Source organism: Vreelandella zhaodongensis (assembly GCF_013415115.1).
GTDB lineage: Bacteria > Pseudomonadota > Gammaproteobacteria > Pseudomonadales > Halomonadaceae > Vreelandella > Vreelandella zhaodongensis.
The window spans coordinates 86,830-106,733 of sequence record NZ_JACCDD010000008.1; the positions used below are offsets into that span (position 1 = coordinate 86,830).

The following is a 19,904-nucleotide window of genomic DNA, read 5'->3' on the forward strand; positions in this document are numbered from 1 at the left end:
TCACAAAACGGATGGGTGTCATGTCAGCAGTGATGAAAAATGTGCCGACGTCAGACGCTCATAGGCCATGTAATACAGCACATCGCCATCATTCAGCTCACGGGTGGAGGGCGGGTTGAGCATGTTCGCCTCACCGCTGTCAGCGGTGACTCCCAACAGGGTGGCATTATGCGCCTGCTTGGCCTGGTTGAATAATTGGCCAAACGTACTGCCTTTGGGAATATCGTGCAGCCGCGTTTGGTACTGAGTGGCACCATGGTTAACGGCAAGCAGCTCGTTGACGACTCGACTGATGCCCGCGTCAGTGGCTGAACGTACGAGCATTTCCAATGCCATGGCTTCGGTGCATTCGATGCCTGGCAGAGTCCTGCGTAGCATAGCTGCAGTTGTGGGGTTTTCGCAGTGCGCAACGATATGGCAGTCAGGGCATTTCAAGCTATAGGCAGACAACGCTACGGTGGCCACGCGCTCATCACTGTCGTCGTAGATGATGATGCGGCTGGCGCTTTCAATGCCAGCACGCTTGAGAAGCTCCATGTTGGCGAAGCTGTCACCTTTGATGAACTTTAAATCACCCGGACGTGGGTTGTTGATATCTTTCGTCACGCACAGCACGATCTCATCGGGGAGCTGCCGGTCGGCTTTGAGAATATCAATGATTTTTTCAGTGGTTTCTCCGTGCCAGCCCAGCACTACCGTGTGGCCAGTGAGATCGCTGTAATCGCCTTTCCCTTGCATTTGCTGCCTCCAAAAGTGGCTCACAGTAACGGTCGCCTTGCCGATTAGGGCAGCAAACAGCGAAATGCCGCCCGGAATCAGATAAAGCGCAGCAACCAATTGCCCCGCGGTCGAGGTTGGCGAGAAGTCACCGTAGCCCACGGTGGACGCCGTGACGACGTAAAAATAGAGCCACAACGCCAGTGAGCCCGTGACCTCTTCACCGGTGAGACACATTAGCAGCCACGAGGTTGCCATATGTGCCAGCGCCAGTAACAACAGGAACGTCCAGCTGACGTTAATCGTAGAGGCTTTTAAAGCTTTCAGTAGCTGTTGTAGCACTGGCATGACGTCAGTCTTCCTTGCGTTCAGGCGGTAGTGTTAACACTGGCACTCAGCTGCCGGAATTTTGTTTGGCTTTTAGGCGGGCCAGCACATCGCTTCCCGAGGTTTGCTGTTTGCCGATACCTGCCTGGGAAAGACGTGCTTCCAGGTCAGCACCGGAATCCTGTGCCTGCATTGCTTCACCAATCTTGAGCTTTTCAGCTTGCAGGGCTTGGCGCTCTTTAATACGTTCAAGAGAGGCAACGGCACTGTTCATGCTGGCGTTTTGGCCAGCATGTTGAGATGCGACAGCAGCCTGTGCTTTTTGCGCGGCTTCAGTGGCCTTGACGTGGGACATTTGCTGCTCAACGCGGCGGATTTCGCCTTTCGATTTGGCAATGGTCGACTTCAGCGCTTCGATGGTGCCATCGTACTGGGCGACATTGGCCTGAGCGATTTCGTGTTCGCTCTCCAGGCGGGCAATTTCTGCAGCGACTTCTTCGGCTAGACCCTGCTCACCTTTCTCAAGCGCGGCCATGGCGCTTTTTTCATACTCCGCCATTTTATCCGCCAGCGTACCCACTTCCTTGGCGGCAAGGTTGCGCCTAGCCATGATGGTAGTGAGTTCTTCATTGGCCCTGTTCATCGCCGTTTTGGCGTCTCGCAGTTCCTGCTCCATGATACGAATCCCCTGACTATCGACAATCGCTTCGCCGGTTTCAGTGGCTTTGCCGCGCAGTGCGGTAAACATTTTGCGTAGTAACATTGGGTAACTCCTTAAAGCGAACCAATCCGACGCTTGCGCGCGGGACTAACAATAGAGTGGTACTTGGCTGGTGTCTAAATTTATTTAACAATCAATTGATTAGTTCGGCGATTTCCAGTGCGGCCTGAGCGCAGGCCTCAATCTCTGCACCGATGGCCTCAAGTTTGCAATCCGTAAACAGTTGGCCGTAGACCACGTAATAATCTTCATCACCCAGGGTGTGGATGCCGACGCTGACTAATGGCAGGGCCATGCCCAAGCGTAACAAGGCATCGTTGAAGGTGTTGATGTCCTCAACCGCGCTGGTGGGGGCCACTTCGGTCATCACCAACCACTCTTCGTCGGAGTGCGTCAGAGTCACAGGTAGATCGCCGTAGTCTTTGAGCGTAAACACCAGTGAATCGTTGTCTTGATCGAGGCTAACATCAGCGGTAGGCCAGTTCAGTTCGTTCTGTTCCACGCTTTGTTTAATCGTTTCAAGTCGTGTTTGTGCGTTCATTGAGCGTATCCTAATGGTCTGTCCGGCGTAGGACTGTAACAGCCATGCCGATGAGTAACGTTAGTGTTATTAAGTATAAATTATTCCGCATTTTACCGAATGAATCGATATTGCGTCTGCACCGATGGCAAACTAATCCGTTAGCACCCATAATGATCAACGTTTCGACGGCGAGGAGAACCCCATGAAACTGCTAAATCGCTCTGCCCTGAGCGTCAGGCCGACCCAGACCTTCGTGGACTGGATCAATGCGCTCGAACCCACCATGGGAGACGACGACCTGACCCTGGACGACGTCGAACGTGAAAGTACGGTGTACCTTATCCCAGAGATGGATACCCCCGAAGCGCTTGAAACTTTTGTTCGTGAGCGCTATATAGAAATCCTAGAGACCGAGCTGCGTGCTTGGGAAGAGGATGAGCGCCAATGGCCAGAAAAGCTTGATTGGTCACTGTTTCAAGACTTTTTACGCATTGAGCATAGCTACCTTGCGATTGATCTTGACGACGAAACCGCACTTGAAATTTCCGAGGTTGATGACGCGCTTTTGCTCGACAATGAGCAAGACTAGCGTATCGCCGTCTTGATGTAAGCGTATTGTGAAACCGGCTCCGGCCGGTTTCATTGTTTTTAATGGTGACGTTTAGGAACTGACCACCATGCGACTGTTTGAAACTCGAGCCGGTGATGATGGCCTGCCGGGGCCTGAGCGTGCGCTAGCAGTGCTGGCCTTGGTAACTGGTACGCTGATGGCGGTGGTCGACACCACTATGGTTAATTTGGCCCTCCCGACGATTGCAGCTGACCTCAATGTGCCCGCCTCTAGGGCGGTGTGGGTCACCAATGTATTTCAGGTGGTATGCGCTGCGTTTCTACTTGTGTTTGCAGGCGTCAGTGAGCTGGTAACTCGGCGACGGCTTTATTTAATCGGCCTAGCTACCTTCGTCGTCGCGTCGCTGGGCGCAGCGCTATCGCGTAATTTAGAAACGTTGCTAGTGTTTCGCGCCTTACAAGGCTTAGGTGCGGCGGCCACGCTTTCTATCGGCCCATCACTTTATCGAGCGATCTTTCCGGCGCGCTTATTGGGGAGCGCGCTGGGGCTTAGCGCGTTAGTGGTTGCCGGTGGCTACGCGGCAGGCCCAACGTTGAGTGGCGTCATCCTCTCGTTTGCCGACTGGCCCTGGCTATTTGCACTTAATGTACCGCTTGGCGTGTGCTCGTTGTGGCTCGCCATTCGCGCATTGCCCCGAGATAAACCACGCCAAGGTAGTTTTGATAGGCTGGGTGCGTTTCTATCAATGCTGATGCTGGCCAGCTTCTTTCTTGCCATGGATGCGGTTGGGCACGCCGCACCGCTGTGGCAAAGCGCTGGTTGGGCGGTGGTAGCTGTGCTGGCTTGTGCGCTGTTTATTCAACGCCAGCGCCACGCACCTTATCCACTGCTACCGCTAAGCATATTTGCTGAAAAACGCTTTACGTTGGCGGTTTCTGCATCAGGGTTGGCCTTTATCGGTCAGGGACTAACATTTGTCGCGCTATCGTTTTTTTACCAGGAGCAAATGGGGTTCTCGCCGCTGGAAACGGCATGGCTGTTCACCCCATGGCCGTTAGCGATTATGGTTGTTGGCCCCCTGGCAGGTCGTTTGGCTGATCGGATTAATCCCAGCCTACTTTCAAGCGCAGGCTTGGTGCTGCTGATTATTGGTTTAGTTGCGTTGGCGCTAGTAGACGAAACGACGGGTGTGGCAGGTAGTCTGTGGCGCACCGCATTGTGCGGTATAGGTTTTGGATTGTTTCAGCCACCTAATAACCGTGAAATGATGGGCAGCCTGCCGCTTGAAAGAAGTGCCAACGTATCCGGCGTGATGAGCACCACCCGTACCGTTGGGCAATCGTTTGGGGTGGCCTTGGTGGGGGCAGCCTTGGCGCTGGGTTCACCCGTCCAGATAACGTTATGGCTGGGGGCGGGCACTACGCTGCTAGCGCTGGTGGTAAGCCTTTCCCGGGTGGCACTGGCACAGCGTGCTCTCGTTGAGCGGCGGGCATCGTCTGTTAGCAAGTAAGGGCGTACAATAGATCGGTTGCTGATTGAAGGAGAAAGCACTCATGGCGATGCAGACACAGATTGAGCAGAAGTTAGCGGCGTTAGCGCCCGACGTGCTGCACGTAGAAAACGAAAGTCATATGCATAACGTGCCAGCTAACGCTGAGACACACTTTAAAGTCACGCTGGTAAGTGACAGCTTCGAGGGCATCATGCCGGTGAAGCGCCACCAGCAGATCTACGCCCTGCTTGCTGATGAGTTGTCTGGCCCAGTGCATGCATTGGCGCTGCACCTTTACACCCCGAAAGAGTGGCAGGTGCGAGGCGGTGAGCGTCCTGACTCGCCCAATTGTCGTGGCGGCGGCCAGTGACCCCAGACGTTATTCGCCGGCAGTATCTGGATGCCATGGGCATCACTGGATGGGCATCCAAATATCAGCTGCCTAACGCGCTTCCCACCGAGACGTGCGAATGGGAAGATGCGCCTGCTGCCACTCCGCCGCGAGAGCGCCTTCACGCGCTGTTGGACGACGCACCTTCACCGCCGCGCCCGCGTAATCAGTCGCCTGAAGGTGATAGCGCTCCTGTGGCCGCTGGCACGGTATCCTCTTCGGCCCCCGCTGCAGTGCGTGCACTGCTTGGGCAGCCACCGGTTGCTGATAGTAAGCCAGCCGACGCCTCCGTTGCTTCTAAACAGGAAAGTTCTACACAGGAAGGTTCTACGCCGGAGAAGCAGTCTGTTAGCAAGGTCGAGCCGCTTACGTTCAGCCTTTCCTGCGTTTGTATTGGAGGCCGTTGGTTAAGTCTTCATGAGGGTGAAATAACGCCTGTTGAACAGCAACTGCTTGGCAATATGCTGCGGGCTGCTGGCGTGTTGAACGGTGAGATGCCCACGGTTGCGCACTTTAAATGGCCGCCAATGGCCAACACCTTCCTGCCAGAAGAGCCGCTGGAAGAAGCGCAAGAAGGGGTGGCCGCCTTTATCGCTGGTGCGGCTGGCAGGCAAGGATGGCGGCTAGAGCGCGTATTGTGGTGGGGATCTGACGAGTTACCCGATAATTCGCCCTTAGCGCGGGTCATGGCGGTTAGCCAGCAATGCAGCCAAACGCTGTCGCTGCCTGTTTGGCAAGGTCCTGCTCTGAAAACGCTGACCGAGCAAGCGAGTGCCAAGCGTAAGCTTTGGCCTGCACTGGTGGCGCTTGGGGAGCTGTGGCGTGTTGAGGTCACCACCCAGTGATAAGCCCATTAAGTACAGCTGATAGTGCTGAGTTACAGGCATTAGAAGCGCAAGCTAACAGTGGCATAAGCTCGCAGCATCTTCGCGATGTACTGGACGACCCTAATTCACTGGTGATTGGTTACTGGCAACAGGAAGCCTTGTTTGGCCAAGTGTCCGCCGGTGAGCTATTGCTTGGCTATGCCATCGTGGTTCGTTTGCCATTTGAAGCAGAGCTTCAAGCGATAGGGGTGCTCCCGCAAAAGCAAGGTCAGGGAGTCGGCGGGAAGTTGCTTGGCGAAGTGGTTGCCCGCGCTAGACAGTGGCAAAGCGAACGCTTACTACTCGAAGTGCGGGCAAGCAACCAGCGTGCGATAAGGCTTTATCAGCATTATGAGTTTAATGAAGATGGTCGACGCCGAGGTTACTACCCGGCTGCACAGAGCGCGGCCGGGCGGGAAGATGCGCTATTGATGTCGCGCCTACTTTAAGGCGCGCTGACGTCATCAAGGCCTTCAAACTTGCTCAGTACGCCCTGTAAGCGACGTTCCCACTCTTCTCGCTCTTGGGATAGCTGAGCGTTCTCACTACGCAGCTCTTCGTTTTCCAGCTTCATCAACTCCAGTGCTTCAACGGTGTCGGTGATTTTCTGTTCCAACTGGTTAAATAACTCAAGACTCATGTCTACCTCCAGTAATGTCGACAGGTACATTACCTGCCATAACGGGGACAAAATAGTAATTCAGTTGGGCGAGCGTAACGCCGCTGTAAGATTGCGGCAAGCGCAGTTTACACGGGTTTACGAAGATAGAGTCGAGCGGCACTTTCGCCAGCGAGAGTTTCTCGGTAAAGCTGCCAGTTGGCGGGGACTTCTGGAGAGAGAGACTTTTCAGTTTCCACGTAGATCATGGCATCGTCAGCGAGCCAGCTGCCGGCTTCTAACGCTGAGCAGCACGGGGCGGCTAACCCTTGGTGAAACGGTGGGTCAAGAAAGACCAGATCAGCGAGGTGGCTGGATTGGCCAAGGAACGTTAGGGCATCGGCCGAAATCACCCGGCCATTGCTAGCCCCAAGGGTTATGATGTTTTGGCTAATTAATGCGGCTACCTGGGCATCGCGTTCCACAAAGGTAACGCTGGAAGCACCTCGGGAGAGTGATTCAAAGCCGAGTGCCCCTGTTCCGGCAAAAAGATCCAGTACCTGTTTGCCAAATAGGTGTTGGCCGAGCCAGTTAAACAGCGTTTCACGCACGCGGTCAGGGGTGGGTCTTAGCCCCGGGTGATCAAGCACCGGCAGCTGGCGGCGGCGAAAGTCGCCGCCGATAATGCGCAATTTGCCCGATGCCTTGACCTGCCCGCGTTGAGCCGTCGATGAGCGAGATGTAGAGGAGCGAGAAGAGCGTTGTCGTTTCATAACGCGGATTGTAGCGGGCTACTTATCCAAAGTCTTGGTCTGCGATGGTAGGATAATCGCAATGTTCACCTATTTAGTCGGATGACACCTATGTTCGGTTTTTTCAAACGTAAGAAAAAGCACGACTCCCAGAAGGAGCAGCAAGATCAGCAGGCGCTGTCGCAAGAGGAGCATGGCGAAGTAGAGGTTGCCAAAGAGCCAGCGCTAGAGCATGAAACAGAGCAGGCCTCGCCAAATAATGAAGAAGCTGTTGCGCAGGCAACGGAAAGCACGCTACCTGTCGAAGAAGCGTCCGAAAAAGCACTGACAAATGAATCAGTGCTAGCACCTGAGCCAGAGCCAGAGCCAGAACCAGAACCAGAACCAGAGCCAGAGCCAGAGCCAGAGCCAGAGCCAGAGCCAGAACCAGAACCAGAACCAGAACCAGTCACAACACCTGCGCCTAAACCTGCCCTCCAAGAGAAACCAGTGGCAGAGAAAGGTGAAAAGAGAGGCTGGTTCGCACGTATTAAGTCTGGGCTGGGTAAAACCCGTGCCAATTTAACCGATGGTATTGCTGATCTGTTTTTGGGTAAAAAACAGATCGATGATGAACTGTTGGAAGACCTTGAGACCCAGCTGCTTATGGCGGATGTTGGCATTGAAGCCACCAGCGAGATCATTGAGCGTCTTGAAGCACGAGTGTCGCGTAAAGAGCTGAATAACCCAGAAGCGCTTTATCGCGGTTTGCAAGAAGAGTTGGCGTCGATGCTTGCGCCGGTAGCAACGCCTCTAAACTTTGAAAAAGAGAGCGAAGGACCCTTCGTCATACTTGTGGTGGGTGTTAACGGCGTAGGTAAAACGACAACTATCGGCAAGCTGACCCAGCGTTTCCAGCGTGAAGGTAAAAGCGTCATGCTTGCTGCAGGTGATACCTTCCGTGCTGCGGCGGTTGAGCAGCTCAAAGTGTGGGGCGAGCGTAATAGCGTGCCGGTGATTGCACAGCACACTGGCGCCGATAGTGCTTCGGTGATTTATGATGCTGTCGCGGCTGCCAAAGCGCGCGGGGTAGACGTACTGATTGCTGACACAGCAGGGCGGTTGCACAATAAGAGCCATCTGATGGAAGAGTTGAAAAAAGTCCATCGCGTTATGCAAAAGCTGGATAGTACAGCTCCCCATGAAGTGATGCTGGTGCTGGATGCTGGGACGGGGCAGAACGCTATTTCCCAAGCCAGCACATTTAACGACGCCGTGCCGATCAGTGGCATTACATTGACTAAGCTGGATGGCACCGCCAAAGGCGGGATTATTTTCGCATTGGCAAAGCAGCTAAAAACACCGATTCGCTTTATTGGTGTGGGCGAGGGGCTGGATGACCTACGCCCCTTTGAGGCAGATGACTTCGTTAACGCGCTGTTTGATCGGCAAGGGGATGATGGCCGCGCATGATCGCTTTTGAACATGTGGGTAAGCGCTATGGAGGGCGCTTTGAGGCATTGGCGCACCTGAATTTTCGCGTTGCAAGAGGCGAAATGGTGTTCCTGACCGGGCATTCCGGGGCGGGTAAGAGCTCGTTGCTGCGGTTGATTATGCGCCTTGAGAAGCCCAGTCGCGGCCGAGTGGTCGTGGCTGGGCACGATATTGCCCAGCTCCACGCCAGCCAAGTACCGTTTTACCGTCGGCAAATTGGTGTGGTGTTTCAAGACCACCAATTGTTATTTGATCGCAGTGTGTTTCGTAATGTCTCATTACCGTTGGAAATTCAAGGTTTGGAGCCCCGCGAAGCGGCGCGGCGCGTGCGCGCAGCGCTGGATAAAGTTGGGCTTTTACACCGTGAAAAAGCCTTGCCTGTAGAGCTTTCCGGCGGTGAGCAACAGCGGGTAGGTATTGCTCGTGCGGTGGTTAACAAACCAGCGCTATTACTGGCCGATGAGCCTACGGGTAACCTGGATCCGCAGCTTTCTGCCGATATTATGGCACTGTTCGAAGACTTCAATCGTATTGGCACCACGGTAATGATTGCCAGCCACGACTTAGCACTGATTGCTCGGCTACGTCACCGAGTTTTGCGCCTGCGCGATGGCCGCCTTGTGGCGGATGAGGGGGCTGTATGAAGCGTGCTGCCACCCCTCGTCCATCCGGCGCGGCTTTTAATAAGGGCAAACGCCAATCCGCTAAGCCGCCCACGCCCAGTGAGCCATCTGCACGGCGTGGCGCACGTTCCCAGCAAACGCGTTTTCGCAGCCGTTTGCGGGCCTGGGGGCGCCACCACCGAGCCATGGCGCTGGATAGCCTCTATCGTCTTGTGCGCCACCCTGTTGGTAGTTTGCTCACCATGCTGGCCATTGCCATTGCGCTGGTTCTCCCAGCAGCGCTTTGGTTAACGCTGGATAGCGCCAAGCTGCTGGATGCAGAGCTGGACGAGAGTGCGACGCTGACTATTTACTTGGAACTGTCCATCGACGCCCCCCAGGCGGCGCGCATCGAGGAGGCTGTTGTCGCTGATGAGGACGTCGCACAAACACGTTTGATTAGCCCTGAGCAGGGAATGGCAGAGTTCCAGCAGTCGCTGGGGCTGGACGATACGTTGATGGGGCTGGAAGATAATCCGCTCCCCACCAGTATCGTCATTTACCCGCAAAGCGTTGAGCCTACCGCCATGGAGCAGCTTGCACTGCGCCTTGAAACCTTTTCGGGCGTTGATGAAGTACGGGTGGACTTAGCCTGGGTTGAGCGCTTGCGCCATTTGGCGGATTTGGGGCGTCGGGTTGCCCTTGCATTAGGGGTGCTGTTTGGGTTTGGTGTCTTGTTAGTGGTGGGGAATACGATACGCCTTGCGGTTGAGAGTCGGCGTAGGGAAATCGAAGTGGTGATGCTTATTGGCGCGACCCATGCGTTTGTTCGTAGACCCTTTTTGTACAGTGGAGCTTGGTACGGCGTGGGCGGAGGCCTGTTGGCACTGGGACTGTTAGGGCTCGGTAATCACTGGCTGTCGATGCCCGTGGCAGCGCTTGCTGCAAGTTATGGGGCGAACTTCGTATTGCCGCAGTTAGACATGACAGGCTCTACAATTCTGCTATCTTGCAGTACACTACTGGGCTGGCTGGGAGCTTGGTTGGCGGTTACGCGCCATCTCTCTAGTATAAGTCCGCGTTAATTATATGTGTTATGCGGGTATTTGCGGGAATTTCCACCCCGCTAGGTGTCTTATGCAGTGAATGCATCGGTCAATTGAACCTTACGCTTAGGCTAAGGTCTTAGAGTTAATTCAACCACGATAGGTTACAAGGGAGACCACCTGCACATGAGCACTAGTCTTCTACCGGTGGGGCAGCTTTCTCCAGGTCATGATCTGGGCGGCTATATTCGAGCGGTTAACGGCATACCCGTACTAAGCGTTGATGAAGAGCGCGAGCTTGCTTTCCGACTTTATGATGAAAGCGACTTAGAAGCTGCGCGGCGTTTGGTACTTTCGCACTTGCGTTTTGTTGTGCATATTGCTCGCAGTTACTCAGGTTACGGTCTGCCTCAGGCCGATCTAATTCAAGAAGGTAACGTTGGTTTAATGAAAGCCGTCAAGCGCTTCGACCCCAATCAGGGTGTTCGCTTGGTGTCATTTGCCGTGCACTGGATCAAAGCCGAAATTCATGAGTTTGTGCTGCGTAACTGGCGAATTGTCAAAATTGCCACCACGAAAGCTCAGCGCAAGCTGTTTTTTAACCTGCGTAGCGCCAAGAAGCGTTTAGCCTGGCTCAACAACGATGAAGTCAATGCGATTGCAGAAGACCTCAACGTGAAGCCTGAGATAGTGCGCGATATGGAAGGTCGCTTGTCGGCTTACGATGCGGGCTTCGACGCATCACCGAGTGACGACGAAGAGAGCACCTATCAAGCCCCAGCGTATTTTTTAGATGACGCCTCCGCTGATCCGGCAACGCAGCTAGAAGATAGCGACTTTGAAGAAGATTCAACGCGCCGCTTACAGCTAGCCTTGAAAGGGCTGGATGAGCGCTCGCGGGATATCTTGCAGCGTCGCTGGCTGACAGATAACAAAGCTACGCTACATGACTTAGCCGACGCCTATGGTGTTAGTGCTGAGCGTATTCGTCAGCTTGAAAAGAATGCGATGAAAAAGCTGCGCCAGAAGATGGGCGACGCTATCGCCGCCTAATTAGATAGCTGCGCTCAATAAACGCCCCGAAGGCACTGCCTGCGGGGCGTTTTTATTGGGTGACTGATTGCTTGATGTGTCAGAGGCTAACTAAGCCGGTTGCGCGGCTTCTCGAAATAATTGGCTGGAAAGAAGCCCCCATTGGTCCTCCCAGTGTTCTGTCGGCAAACGTTTGAAGTCACTGCGCACGTACTGAGAAATACGTCCCTCGGCCTGTGCGATCAATAGATTGGCTGCTGCTGAAGGCGATATGCTAGTTCGCAGTCCCTCCCGCAGCTCAGCTTCTCGTAGTACTTGTTTTAGCTGGGTTTCCAGGCGCTCGAACAGTTGATGCACCCGTTGGCGCAGTCGAGCCGTTTCACCAGTAAGTACATCGCCTCCCAATACCCTGGCAAGCCCCGGGTTTTTCTCGGCAAAGCCCAGTAACAGGGTGAGGATGGTGCCGCAGCGAGACGTTGCATCAGGGATGTCTTCTAGGATGCGAGTGATGCGCGCAAAGATGCTTTCTTCGATAAAGTCGATCAGGCTCTCAAACATGCGCGCTTTGCTTGGGAAATGGCGGTACAGCGCCGCTTCTGAAACGCCCACTTGGCGGGCAAGCGCCGCAGTTGTAATGCGCTTGCCGCTATCCTCTTCCAGCATAATGGCCAAGGCTTGCAAGATCTGCTCGCGGCGGCGAGGTTTTTGTTCGTCACTCATGACGTTAGTCCTCCGTCGCGATCAACTAGCGTCAGTAATTAGGGTGCCTACCCCGGCATTGGTAAAGATTTCCAGCAGTACGGCATGAGGTACGCGGCCATCGATAATATGGGCGCTGTTGACGCCGCCTTTTACTGCATCCAGCGCGCAGCGTATTTTTGGCAACATACCACCATAAATCGTGCCATCGGCAATCAAGGCGTCTACTTGAGCTGTGCTTAGCCCAGTTAGCACCTCTCCTTCGCTGTTCATCAGGCCAGCAACATTGGTTAGCAGCATTAGCTTTTCGGCATTCAGTGCCTCGGCAAGTTTGCCTGCTACTAAGTCAGCGTTGATGTTGTAGCTGTTTCCCTTGTCGTCAACGCCGATGGGGGCAATTACTGGGATGAAGTCTCTGGCCGCCAGCATCTCGATGAGGTCGGTGGAGATGGATTCTACTTCGCCGACGTGGCCAATATCGATGATTTCTGGCACGGTCATCTCAGGGCTTTGATGCTCTACTTTCAACTGGCGGGCGCGAATTTGTGCGCCATCTTTACCGGTCAAGCCAATGGCCTTGCCGCCGCTTTGATTGATTAGGTTAACAATGCTTTTGTTGACCAGTCCTCCCAAGACCATCTCCACAACGTCCATGGTTTGGGAGTCGGTAACTCGCATGCCGTTCACAAAGCGCGATTCGATATTCAGTTTTTCCAGCAGGCTGCCAATTTGTGGCCCACCCCCATGGACGACGACTGGGTTAATGCCGACCTCTTTCATTAGCACGATGTTACGCGCGAATGAATCGATCAGGGTGTCTTCGGTCATGGCGTTGCCGCCATATTTAACAACAACCGTTTTACCTGAAAACTGCTGGATATAGGGGAGGGCTTCTGACAGTACCTCCACAACGACCTGGGGGTCGCGGCTAGTTGAACTCATGACGTTGTCCCTTTTGCTTTTTTCCGTCGCTACTGACGCTTATCGCGACTGCTATTACAGCGCGAGCATTGGCTTTTCCATGCGGCGTGTTATCTGTCGTTTTTATTTGCCGTTTTAATTATGTCGCACGTTCTGTTGGCGTGGTTTCTCTGTTACTCACCCAGTTGAGGTTTCGGGGATAGTAAGTGCTGGCGCAACCTTCGATAGCGCGCTGGCGAAAAGCTCTTTTATACGGGCAAGCGATGCAGCATTGCTACCCTCAAATCGTAGCACTAGTGCAGGTGTGGTGTTCGAGGCTCGGCAAAGTCCCCAGCCATCGGTATAGTCCACCCGAATACCGTCAATGGTGGTCTTGATACCTTCGCCGAAGTCGCCCTCTCTGGCAAGCTTCTTGATCAGCGCAAATTTTTCTTCATCAGCCACCGGAATATTAATTTCCGGGGTGCCAATATCTTGCGGAAATTGGTCAAACAGTTCATCGGCGCTGCCGGGGTGATGGGCTAGAATTTCAAGCAAGCGGGCTGCGGCGTAGAGGCCGTCGTCAAAGCCATACCAGCGCTCTTTAAAGAAAATATGCCCGCTCATTTCACCGCCTAGCTCAGCGCCGGTTTCCCGCATGCGCGCTTTGATTAGCGAATGCCCAGTGCGCCACATTTCAGGTTCGCCGCCAGCCTCGCTAATAACCCGAGCCAGGTTGCCGGTGCACTTGATGTCGAAGATCACCTTGGCGCCTGGGGTGCGTGACAGCATATCTGCCGCGAATACCATCAATAGATGGTCAGGGTAGATCATGCGGCCACGTGGCGTGACAACCCCTAAGCGGTCGCCGTCGCCGTCAAAGGCCAAGCCAATATCGGCACCCGTTTCATTAACGCTGTTGATTAAATCGCGCAGGTTTTCAGGTTTGCCTGGATCGGGGTGGTGGTTCGGGAAGTTGCCGTCAATTTCGGCAAATAGTGGGGTCGTTTTTACCCCCAGGCGCTCGATAAGCAGCGGGCCAAGCTCTCCGGCGACCCCGTTGCCACAGTCCACCACGGCGCGCAGTGGGCGCTCAATCTGGATGTCACTAATAATTCTTTCAAGGTATGCCGTGCGCAGGTCGTGCTGGTGAACACTGCCTTCGCCGCTGGTTAGGTCGTTTGCTTGGATGCGCTCATAGAGCGCAGTAATCGCATCGCCAGAAAGCGTTTCGCCCGCTAAGACAATTTTGAAGCCGTTATAGTCAGGCGGGTTGTGGCTGCCGGTTAGCATTACCCCCGAGCAGCTTTCAGGCAGTGTGTGAGTGGCGAAGTAAAGCACGGGTGTGGGTACCATGCCGATATCAATAACGTCTCGTCCTGAGGCTGTTAGGCCGCGAATCAGTGCTGCTTGCAGACGCGGCCCAGAAAGTCGCCCGTCACGTGCAACCACCACCGTTTGCTCGCCCCGCGCGGCGGCTTCAGAGCCAACGGCGCGACCAATGAGCTCGGTGGTGGCTTCGCTCAGCGTATCGCCCACAATGCCGCGAATGTCGTAAGCACGAAATATCGACGCAGGTACGTTCATGGTCGCTCCTAGGTATACGATAAAACAGCGCTTGGCTTATTGGCTGCCTGTGCTGCCAAAACCACCGCTGCCGCGAGTGGAGTCTTCAAAGGTATCAACAATGGTAAGTTCCGCTTGCACGACAGGGACAACGACATACTGAGCGAGACGCTCAAAGGGCGATAACGTAAAGCTGCTTTGGCCACGGTTCCACACGGATACCATCAGTTCGCCCTGGTAATCAGAGTCGATGAGCCCGACGAGATTGCCCAGCACGATACCGTGCTTATGACCTAGCCCGGAGCGCGGCAAGATCATGCCTGCTAAGCCAGGATCTTCTATGTAAATGGCAAGGCCTGTTCGCACGAGCTGACAGTCACCAGGAGCAAGCACCAGTGGTTCATCCAGCAGTGCTCGCAAATCCATGCCCGCTGAGCCTGACGTTGCGTAAGAGGGGAGGTAGTCGTGCAAGCGTTCATCCAATACTTTGCACTGCAGGCGTGGGCGAGAACCACTCATGATAATGCTCCAGGGGATTGGGAGGGTGATTGAGAAGGTAATTGAGAAGGTAGTAGTGATAGTGCATGACGAATAATCAGCGCCGCTAGCTGCGTTTTGGCCTGGGGAGGGGCTTCCAGTTGATCGGTTCCCGCCATTGAGCGCCAAAGCAGCACGGCAGCATTGTTATCGCTGCCAAAACCAAGTCCCTGCTGGGAGACGTCGTTGGCAACGATCATATCTAGGCCTTTGCGGGCCAGTTTGTCTTCGGCGTAGCGTGCCACATCCTGGGTTTCGGCGGCGAAGCCCACTACGAAAGGGCGTTGCGTGGCAGGCAGCGCGGAAACATCGGCAATGATGTCAGGATTCTTGACCAGCGTTAGCGTTAGCGTATCGCTGTCATCGGTTTTTTTGATTTTATGCTCGGCAGCGCTGGCGGCGCGGTAGTCGGCTACTGCAGCACAGCCAATAAATAGGGCAGCATGAGGCGCTAGTGTTAATGCTTCGTGGTGCATCTGTGCGGCGGTTTCCACATCAATCCGCTCAACGCCGTTAGGGGTGGGTAAATTCACTGGGCCGCTTATCAGCGTTACCCGTGCCCCCTGGTTTGCTGCTTCCGCGGCTAGCGCGTAACCCATCTTCCCTGAGCTGTGATTGGATAGGTAGCGCACGGGGTCCAGTGCCTCGCGGGTGGGGCCGGCGGTAATAACTATATGAGGAGCGTTGCTAGGGGCTTGGCTGGTGGGCACTGCAGCGCAAGGCGCAAAATGCCGGGCTAAGGCGCTGAAAATATCGTCTGGCTCGCTCATTCTCCCTGGGCCTACATCGCCGCAAGCTTGATCCCCAGCAGCTGGGCCAATCAGCTGCCAGCCATCGCTGGCTAACTGAGTGACGTTGCGCTGGGTCGCTGGGTGTCGCCACATGGCCTGGTTCATCGCCGGCGCGATCAACTTGGGGGCTTCAGAGGCTAGGCACAGGGTGGTCAGCAGATCGTCAGCCATGCCATGTACCAATCGTGCGATCAGGTCGGCTGTTGCTGGGGCTATCAGTACAGCATCCGCCCACCGAGCTAGCTCAATATGGCCCATGCCTGCCTCCGCTTCAGGGTCAAGCAGCGAGGTGCGTACCGGCTCTCCAGAAAGCGCCTGAAGCGTTAACGGCGTGATAAACGCTTGAGCGCCTTCGGTCATGACCACCCGAACCTCGCAGCCCGCTTGCTTCAGTAACCGAACAATCAGCGCGCTTTTATAGGCCGCAATACCGGCGCTGACGCCAAGGAGCAGGCGCTTACCGGCAAGCGGCGTTAACGGAGATGGCGATAATAAGGCCATGATGGGCAGTCCCATGTAGCGTTTGTTAAAGGTGAGTACCATACCATTTGGCTGGTTATTTTGGCATGCTCAGACAACAGTTGGAAAAGCCTGGTAGGGTGCGCAATAGCAAACGCGGACGGTGCTATCAGAGGTGTGCAGGGAGGCGGCGATGGGGATTAATCACTGGCCTGAAGGTGAGCGGCCACGAGAGAAACTATTACACATGGGTGTGCAGGCGCTTTCTGATGCGGAGCTCCTAGCTATTTTTCTACGGGTAGGAGTGAAAGGGCGCTCTGCGGTAGATTTGGCGCGAGACCTGCTGACCAGCTTTGGTGGTTTAAGGCAGCTCTTGGAAGCAGATCAAGATCAGTTTTGTGCTGCCAAAGGGCTTGGTAGCGCGAAGTTTGCACAGCTTCAGGCCACCCTTGAACTCTCCAGGCGCCATATGGCGAGCCAGCTTGCCCGCGGGGATGCGCTGACATCGCCGGCATTGGTACGTCATTACTTAAGCTCTCAGCTGCGTCATTTAGGCCATGAAGAGTTTGCCGTGCTTTTTTTAGATACGCAGCACCGAATTATTCGCTATGAATCCCTATTTCGCGGTACCCTAGATAGTGCATCCGTTTACCCCCGCGAAGTTGCCAAGCGTGCGCTCGAATTGCACGCTGGCGCTGTCATCCTGGCTCACAATCACCCATCGGGTGTTGCTGAGCCAAGCGATGCCGATCGACGTATTACCGAGCGCCTAAAAGATGCCCTCGCACTCTTCGATGTGCGGGTACTTGATCATTTTGTGGTGGGGGACGGTAACGTGGTTTCGTTTGCCGAGCGCGGCTGGCTATAAGCATTTAAAGAAAGCGGTATGGCATCACGTCATCGTCGTTTGTCTAAGTTAATTGGTCAAAAAACGCCTTTTTTGGCCTTTTTGGGTGGTTTTGCTTGCTGATAGCTGGGTGCTCTGGTATAAAGTGCCACCTTTAAACTTGGGTTGAATAACGGATTTGGGTACAGCTTGGCGATTAACTGCGTCGACTCCCTCCCTGCTCCGGTTTGCCCGACAGTTTTGAACAACTCGCCAAGCGGTTGGAGGCTCTCATGTCCAAAGTATGTCAGGTTACCGGCAAGCGTCCGGTAACTGGTAATAACGTTTCTCACTCCCAGCGTAAGACACGTCGTCGTTTCTTGCCGAACCTTCATTCCCATCGTTTTTGGGTTGAATCTGAAAACCGCTTCGTCAAGCTGCGCGTTTCCTCTAAGGGTATGCGTATCATCGACAAGAAAGGTATCGACACGGTTCTGGCTGATATCCGTAAGCGCGGCGACGCCATCTAAGACTGTATTTTGGGAGAGTTAAACCATGCGCGATAAGATCAAGTTGGTGTCAAGTGCCGGTACGGGTCACTTCTACACCACCGATAAGAACAAGCGGAATACACCGGATAAGTTCGAATTCAAGAAATACGACCCGGTTGTCCGTAAGCACGTTATCTACAAGGAAGCCAAGATCAAGTAATTGCGATTACAATGATCGGCTTTCATGGCAGGTGCATGCCTGCTGAAAAACCCGGCCCTCAGCCGGGTTTTTGCATGCCTGATAGTTTTTGCATACCAGATAGTGAGTGCTGCCCATGCGATAGCATCCTGGGGTAGCAATGTAACTGTCGAGTGTCTGTCACTGTGCTGTCATCATAGGCTCTCATGATGCCCGAATTGCCTGAAGTTGAAACGACGCGGCGTGGCATTGCGCCCTATTTAGAAGGGCAGGAAATTACCGAGGTGCTTGTGCGTCAACCTCGGTTACGTGTGCCGGTGCCCGATGATTTAGCCGAGCGACTGGTTGGTGCTAGGGTAGGTGAATTAAAGCGCCGCGCTAAGTATCTGCAGATTCCCGTGGCGACGCCTGATGGTGAGGTCACACTGTTGTGGCACTTGGGGATGTCAGGCAGCCTACGCATTGCCAGGGTCGGTGATTTGCCTAAAAAGCATGACCATGTTGATGTTGTCATGTCCAGCGGCCACATATTGCGATACCACGACCCGCGGCGTTTTGGTTTTGTTGACTGGCAGCAGGGCGATGGCAGTCAGGACTCTCGCCTTGTGCATCTTGGCCCTGAGCCACTGGATAAGGCGTTTAACGGCCGCTGGCTATATAACGCATCGAGAAATAAGCGTGTCGCGGTAAAGCCGTTTTTGATGGATAACCGCGTGGTCGTGGGTGCGGGCAATATTTATGCTGCCGAAGCGCTGTTCATGGCGGGTATTGATCCTCGGCGTGCGGCAGGGCGTATTTCTTTGGCTCGTTACCAGCAGTTGGCCGTTGCGGTTAAAGAAGTGCTGGCCGCTGCGATTACCCAGGGCGGCACCACACTACGAGATTTTGTCAGTGGCCAGGGTGAGCCAGGTTACTTTGCCCAGCAGCTGAATGTATACGGTCGCCATGGGCAGCCCTGCCTGCGCTGTGGCGTTGAACTACGTCGTATTACGCTTGGTCAACGAGCCAGCGTTTTCTGTCCTGGTTGTCAGCGTTAGCGGCCGCGCTCGCTACGCACTGTTTTGCTTATGCTTGCAGCGCCTATGTGCTTTGTAAGATTGCTCTTTTGGAGATTGTTGTGACTCAACGCCTGCGCCTGAATAAACATGCTGATCGTCGCCTGAAAGCGGGTCATCTGTGGATCTACTCTAATGAAGTCGATATCAAAGAGACGCCGCTGAAAAATTTCGCGGCGGGTGAGTCTGCACTTGTCGAAGCATCTAACGGCAAAATCCTTGGGGTGGCCTACATCAACCCTCATTCATTGATTTGTGGGCGTGTGATGTCGCGTGACCCAGAAATGCGCCTGGACCGTTCGCTGTTCGTACACCGCTTTAATCAGGCGCTGGCGCTGCGTCAGCGCCTGTTTGATAAGCCGTTCTATCGTTTGATCCACGGCGAAGGCGACCTGTTGCCTGGGTTGGTGATCGATCGTTTTGGCGATGTGCTGGTGGTGCAGTTGAACACAGCAGGTATGCAGGCCCTGGCGGATGAGATTATTGATGCGCTGGAAAAGGTCGTAAAGCCCAGCGCAATAGTGTTCCGTAATGATACGGGTGGCCGTCGCCAGGAAGGGCTGGAGGCTCACGTTGAAGTGGTCAAAGGCACGCTTCCCGATGAGGTCTTGCTAGAAGAGAATGGCGCCCAATTTGTGGTGCCGGTGCTCAACGGCCAGAAAACGGGTTGGTTCTTTGATCACCGCGTTAATCGCGAGTGGCTGAATAAGCAGGTGGCTGGAAAGCGAGTGCTGGACGTATTCAGCTATGTGGGTGGTTGGGGTGTTCAAGCTGCTGTTAATGGTGCTTCTGAGGTGCTATGTGTTGATGCCTCTGGCCCAGCGCTGGCGCAGGTGGCTCGCAACGCCGAGCTAAACGGCGTGCAGGAGAGAGTCGCGGTGAGTGAAGGCGATGCCTTTGAAGCCTTGGCGGCGCTGAAAGCCGACGGCGAACAGTTTGATGTGGTTGTCCTGGATCCGCCCGCGTTTATTAAAAAGCGTAAAGATATTCCCAACGGTGAGCGCGCTTATGCCCGTTTGAACAGAGAGGCGATGCGTCTGCTGGGCCGCGATGGCTTGTTGCTATCGGCCTCGTGCTCCATGCACCTCGCGCCTGAACGCTTGGTTGATGTGGTGCGTGGCGCTGTTCGCCACCAAGACCGTCACGGTCAGGTGATTTTCCAGGGCCATCAGGGGCCCGATCACCCGGTTCACCCGGCAATTCCTGAAACCTCATACCTAAAAGCGCTGGGTGTTCGAGTTTTCCGCGACTAATCCCGCGATTAAATCAA

The 19,904-nt window shown here is 54.6% G+C and carries 24 protein-coding genes; 14 read left to right on the forward strand and 10 right to left on the reverse strand.

Annotated elements, in window-relative coordinates; all coding sequences use genetic code 11:
• Positions 1-18 precede the first annotated feature (18 nt).
• The 3 genes from HZS79_RS14480 to HZS79_RS14490 all read right to left on the reverse strand — a co-directional run bounded on the left by HZS79_RS14480 (position 19) and on the right by HZS79_RS14490 (position 2,306).
• Entirely contained in the window at positions 19-1,065 is a 1,047-nt protein-coding gene (locus tag HZS79_RS14480) for an ion channel (protein WP_179928213.1), read from the reverse strand.
• Between the two features lie 46 nt (positions 1,066-1,111).
• Complete coding sequence (locus tag HZS79_RS14485) at positions 1,112-1,807, reverse strand: PspA/IM30 family protein (RefSeq protein ID WP_179928214.1); 696 nt, start codon at positions 1,805-1,807, stop codon at positions 1,112-1,114.
• A 91-nt stretch (positions 1,808-1,898) separates the two neighbouring features.
• Positions 1,899-2,306 carry a DUF2170 family protein gene (locus HZS79_RS14490; protein ID WP_179928215.1) on the reverse strand — a complete coding sequence of 136 codons (408 nt, stop codon included), beginning with the start codon at positions 2,304-2,306 and terminating at the stop codon, positions 1,899-1,901.
• Positions 2,307-2,490: 184 nt separating this feature from the next.
• On the opposite strand from HZS79_RS14490, the gene HZS79_RS14495 reads away from it, so the two are divergent.
• The 5 genes from HZS79_RS14495 to rimI all read left to right on the forward strand — a co-directional run bounded on the left by HZS79_RS14495 (position 2,491) and on the right by rimI (position 6,057).
• Positions 2,491-2,877: a hypothetical protein gene (locus tag HZS79_RS14495; protein ID WP_179928216.1), complete on the forward strand. Its 387-nt coding sequence runs from the start codon at positions 2,491-2,493 to the stop codon at positions 2,875-2,877.
• An 88-nt stretch (positions 2,878-2,965) separates the two neighbouring features.
• Positions 2,966-4,369 carry an MFS transporter gene (locus HZS79_RS14500; protein WP_179928217.1) on the forward strand — a complete coding sequence of 468 codons (1,404 nt, stop codon included), beginning with the start codon at positions 2,966-2,968 and terminating at the stop codon, positions 4,367-4,369.
• A gap of 43 nt (positions 4,370-4,412) precedes the next feature.
• Entirely contained in the window at positions 4,413-4,721 is a 309-nt protein-coding gene (locus HZS79_RS14505) for a BolA family protein (RefSeq protein WP_162219785.1), read from the forward strand.
• Positions 4,718-5,587, forward strand: coding sequence for a hypothetical protein (locus HZS79_RS14510; protein ID WP_179928218.1), 870 nt, complete (start codon positions 4,718-4,720; stop codon positions 5,585-5,587). Before HZS79_RS14505 ends, HZS79_RS14510 begins: the two co-directional genes overlap by 4 nt.
• The gene (gene rimI / locus HZS79_RS14515; protein WP_179928219.1) at positions 5,584-6,057 is read left to right on the forward strand and encodes a ribosomal protein S18-alanine N-acetyltransferase; all 474 of its coding nucleotides are present in this window, start codon (positions 5,584-5,586) and stop codon (positions 6,055-6,057) included. The genes HZS79_RS14510 and rimI overlap by 4 nt, the downstream gene beginning before the upstream one ends.
• On the opposite strand, the gene HZS79_RS14520 is transcribed toward rimI, so the two are convergent.
• Together HZS79_RS14520 and rsmD are read right to left on the reverse strand one after the other, a co-directional pair.
• Positions 6,054-6,248, reverse strand: a complete 195-nt coding sequence (locus tag HZS79_RS14520) for a cell division protein ZapB (protein WP_162219782.1) — start codon at positions 6,246-6,248, stop codon at positions 6,054-6,056. The genes rimI and HZS79_RS14520 overlap by 4 nt on opposite strands.
• A 107-nt stretch (positions 6,249-6,355) precedes the next feature.
• Complete coding sequence (rsmD, locus tag HZS79_RS14525; protein ID WP_179928220.1) at positions 6,356-6,979, reverse strand: 16S rRNA (guanine(966)-N(2))-methyltransferase RsmD; 624 nt, start codon at positions 6,977-6,979, stop codon at positions 6,356-6,358.
• 90 nt (positions 6,980-7,069) lie between these two features.
• Here rsmD and ftsY point away from each other — a divergent pair, with 90 nt between their 5' ends.
• The 4 genes from ftsY (at position 7,070) to rpoH (ending at position 11,132) form a co-directional block, all read left to right on the forward strand.
• The gene (gene ftsY, locus HZS79_RS14530) at positions 7,070-8,410 is read left to right on the forward strand and encodes a signal recognition particle-docking protein FtsY (RefSeq protein ID WP_179928221.1); all 1,341 of its coding nucleotides are present in this window, start codon (positions 7,070-7,072) and stop codon (positions 8,408-8,410) included.
• Positions 8,407-9,075 carry a cell division ATP-binding protein FtsE gene (gene ftsE / locus HZS79_RS14535; protein ID WP_179928222.1) on the forward strand — a complete coding sequence of 223 codons (669 nt, stop codon included), beginning with the start codon at positions 8,407-8,409 and terminating at the stop codon, positions 9,073-9,075. Before ftsY ends, ftsE begins: the two co-directional genes overlap by 4 nt.
• Positions 9,072-10,118 (forward strand): permease-like cell division protein FtsX, encoded by a 1,047-nt coding sequence (ftsX, locus tag HZS79_RS14540; protein WP_162219191.1) that lies wholly within the window; start codon positions 9,072-9,074, stop codon positions 10,116-10,118. The genes ftsE and ftsX overlap by 4 nt, the downstream gene beginning before the upstream one ends.
• Before the next feature lie 147 nt (positions 10,119-10,265).
• On the forward strand, positions 10,266-11,132 hold the full coding sequence (rpoH, locus tag HZS79_RS14545; protein ID WP_162219190.1) for an RNA polymerase sigma factor RpoH: 867 nt from the start codon (positions 10,266-10,268) through the stop codon (positions 11,130-11,132).
• Positions 11,133-11,222: 90 nt separating this feature from the next.
• Here rpoH and slmA read toward each other — a convergent pair whose 3' ends face one another.
• The 5 genes from slmA to coaBC all read right to left on the reverse strand — a co-directional run bounded on the left by slmA (position 11,223) and on the right by coaBC (position 16,105).
• Entirely contained in the window at positions 11,223-11,831 is a 609-nt protein-coding gene (slmA, locus tag HZS79_RS14550; RefSeq protein WP_162219189.1) for a nucleoid occlusion factor SlmA, read from the reverse strand.
• 21 nt (positions 11,832-11,852) lie between these two features.
• Complete coding sequence (gene argB / locus HZS79_RS14555) at positions 11,853-12,752, reverse strand: acetylglutamate kinase (protein WP_162219188.1); 900 nt, start codon at positions 12,750-12,752, stop codon at positions 11,853-11,855.
• A 156-nt stretch (positions 12,753-12,908) separates the two neighbouring features.
• Positions 12,909-14,297, reverse strand: coding sequence for a phosphomannomutase/phosphoglucomutase (locus HZS79_RS14560; RefSeq protein ID WP_179928223.1), 1,389 nt, complete (start codon positions 14,295-14,297; stop codon positions 12,909-12,911).
• A 36-nt stretch (positions 14,298-14,333) separates the two neighbouring features.
• Positions 14,334-14,795 carry a dUTP diphosphatase gene (dut, locus tag HZS79_RS14565; RefSeq protein WP_162219186.1) on the reverse strand — a complete coding sequence of 154 codons (462 nt, stop codon included), beginning with the start codon at positions 14,793-14,795 and terminating at the stop codon, positions 14,334-14,336.
• Entirely contained in the window at positions 14,792-16,105 is a 1,314-nt protein-coding gene (coaBC, locus tag HZS79_RS14570) for a bifunctional phosphopantothenoylcysteine decarboxylase/phosphopantothenate--cysteine ligase CoaBC (RefSeq protein ID WP_179928224.1), read from the reverse strand. The genes dut and coaBC overlap by 4 nt, the downstream gene beginning before the upstream one ends.
• A gap of 151 nt (positions 16,106-16,256) precedes the next feature.
• On the opposite strand from coaBC, the gene radC reads away from it, so the two are divergent.
• The 5 genes from radC (at position 16,257) to HZS79_RS14595 (ending at position 19,887) form a co-directional block, all read left to right on the forward strand.
• Positions 16,257-16,931 carry a RadC family protein gene (gene radC, locus HZS79_RS14575; RefSeq protein ID WP_162219184.1) on the forward strand — a complete coding sequence of 225 codons (675 nt, stop codon included), beginning with the start codon at positions 16,257-16,259 and terminating at the stop codon, positions 16,929-16,931.
• A gap of 251 nt (positions 16,932-17,182) precedes the next feature.
• Complete coding sequence (gene rpmB, locus HZS79_RS14580) at positions 17,183-17,419, forward strand: 50S ribosomal protein L28 (protein WP_162219183.1); 237 nt, start codon at positions 17,183-17,185, stop codon at positions 17,417-17,419.
• A 25-nt stretch (positions 17,420-17,444) separates the two neighbouring features.
• On the forward strand, positions 17,445-17,600 hold the full coding sequence (rpmG, locus tag HZS79_RS14585; RefSeq protein ID WP_009098622.1) for a 50S ribosomal protein L33: 156 nt from the start codon (positions 17,445-17,447) through the stop codon (positions 17,598-17,600).
• Between the two features lie 188 nt (positions 17,601-17,788).
• Entirely contained in the window at positions 17,789-18,616 is an 828-nt protein-coding gene (gene mutM, locus HZS79_RS14590) for a bifunctional DNA-formamidopyrimidine glycosylase/DNA-(apurinic or apyrimidinic site) lyase (RefSeq protein WP_162219182.1), read from the forward strand.
• A gap of 80 nt (positions 18,617-18,696) precedes the next feature.
• Positions 18,697-19,887: a class I SAM-dependent methyltransferase gene (locus HZS79_RS14595; protein ID WP_162219181.1), complete on the forward strand. Its 1,191-nt coding sequence runs from the start codon at positions 18,697-18,699 to the stop codon at positions 19,885-19,887.
• The last annotated feature ends 17 nt before the right edge of the window (positions 19,888-19,904 follow it).

Coding starts and splice junctions, on each gene's coding strand:
- HZS79_RS14480 (WP_179928213.1), bottom strand. CDS start 1,065: ATGCCAGTGCTACAACAGCTACTGAAAGCTTTAAAAGCCTCTACGATT.
- HZS79_RS14485 (WP_179928214.1), bottom strand. CDS start 1,807: ATGTTACTACGCAAAATGTTTACCGCACTGCGCGGCAAAGCCACTGAA.
- HZS79_RS14490 (WP_179928215.1), bottom strand. CDS start 2,306: ATGAACGCACAAACACGACTTGAAACGATTAAACAAAGCGTGGAACAG.
- HZS79_RS14495 (WP_179928216.1), top strand. CDS start 2,491: ATGAAACTGCTAAATCGCTCTGCCCTGAGCGTCAGGCCGACCCAGACC.
- HZS79_RS14500 (WP_179928217.1), top strand. CDS start 2,966: ATGCGACTGTTTGAAACTCGAGCCGGTGATGATGGCCTGCCGGGGCCT.
- HZS79_RS14505 (WP_162219785.1), top strand. CDS start 4,413: ATGGCGATGCAGACACAGATTGAGCAGAAGTTAGCGGCGTTAGCGCCC.
- HZS79_RS14520 (WP_162219782.1), bottom strand. CDS start 6,248: ATGAGTCTTGAGTTATTTAACCAGTTGGAACAGAAAATCACCGACACC.
- rsmD (WP_179928220.1), bottom strand. CDS start 6,979: ATGAAACGACAACGCTCTTCTCGCTCCTCTACATCTCGCTCATCGACG.
- ftsY (WP_179928221.1), top strand. CDS start 7,070: ATGTTCGGTTTTTTCAAACGTAAGAAAAAGCACGACTCCCAGAAGGAG.
- ftsE (WP_179928222.1), top strand. CDS start 8,407: ATGATCGCTTTTGAACATGTGGGTAAGCGCTATGGAGGGCGCTTTGAG.
- ftsX (WP_162219191.1), top strand. CDS start 9,072: ATGAAGCGTGCTGCCACCCCTCGTCCATCCGGCGCGGCTTTTAATAAG.
- rpoH (WP_162219190.1), top strand. CDS start 10,266: ATGAGCACTAGTCTTCTACCGGTGGGGCAGCTTTCTCCAGGTCATGAT.
- slmA (WP_162219189.1), bottom strand. CDS start 11,831: ATGAGTGACGAACAAAAACCTCGCCGCCGCGAGCAGATCTTGCAAGCC.
- argB (WP_162219188.1), bottom strand. CDS start 12,752: ATGAGTTCAACTAGCCGCGACCCCCAGGTCGTTGTGGAGGTACTGTCA.
- HZS79_RS14560 (WP_179928223.1), bottom strand. CDS start 14,297: ATGAACGTACCTGCGTCGATATTTCGTGCTTACGACATTCGCGGCATT.
- dut (WP_162219186.1), bottom strand. CDS start 14,795: ATGAGTGGTTCTCGCCCACGCCTGCAGTGCAAAGTATTGGATGAACGC.
- coaBC (WP_179928224.1), bottom strand. CDS start 16,105: ATGGCCTTATTATCGCCATCTCCGTTAACGCCGCTTGCCGGTAAGCGC.
- radC (WP_162219184.1), top strand. CDS start 16,257: ATGGGGATTAATCACTGGCCTGAAGGTGAGCGGCCACGAGAGAAACTA.
- rpmB (WP_162219183.1), top strand. CDS start 17,183: ATGTCCAAAGTATGTCAGGTTACCGGCAAGCGTCCGGTAACTGGTAAT.
- rpmG (WP_009098622.1), top strand. CDS start 17,445: ATGCGCGATAAGATCAAGTTGGTGTCAAGTGCCGGTACGGGTCACTTC.
- mutM (WP_162219182.1), top strand. CDS start 17,789: ATGCCCGAATTGCCTGAAGTTGAAACGACGCGGCGTGGCATTGCGCCC.